Source organism: Peribacillus sp. P4_D6, assembly GCF_056401795.1.
In genome coordinates, this window is record NZ_JBFUIQ010000410.1 from 1 (window position 1) to 526 (window position 526).

Genomic DNA, 526 nt, shown 5'->3' on the forward strand with positions numbered 1-526 from the left:
CCGTTAACACAGATCGATTCACCATTTAACTGCAAAATGGAAATCTTCTTCCCTTGATCCGCGACGTATAGCTTGCCGCTTCCGGTCGCTTTCATCAGGGATGCACCCTCACCGGTTAAGGCTTTTTTAAAGAGTTTACCAAGACCATGCTCCAAGATGCCTTCCCGCTCGAATTTAATTTGGCCGCGATAAGAAACCATCGTTCCCATTTTTGCCCAAATCTGCTTTTCCAAATTAATCTCCAGGATTCGTTCCGTTTCAAGTTCGAATAAACCTTGCCCTTTATCCTGCTGCTTCGTCTTTTCAACGAATTGATCGATTTGATACTTCTCCATCACTGCCCCACCTCTTTTTGAAAGAGGAACAGCCACATGAACGATACAGCTTGCTTTAATTCCTTTGAAAAATGTCCGAGCTTTGTATAGTCCACCCCTCTCTTTGCAACGCCGGTATCAGCCACTGCCTTCCATCCCGTTTCTAAAGCCATTTTTTCAAATTCCCACGGCTGCATGGTATTCATGATGAC

General features: G+C 44.7%; 1 protein-coding gene and 1 pseudogene. Both read right to left on the reverse strand.

Annotated elements, in window-relative coordinates; translation table 11 throughout:
* The coding region (locus tag AC1DVB_RS27900) for an AIM24 family protein (protein ID WP_477592104.1) at nt 1-335 on the reverse strand (335 nt) is incomplete at its 3' end.
* Nucleotides 335-526 (reverse strand): annotated as a pseudogene (locus AC1DVB_RS27905) (class I SAM-dependent methyltransferase); the annotation flags it as partial. The gene AC1DVB_RS27900 and the pseudogene AC1DVB_RS27905, both read right to left, overlap by 1 nt.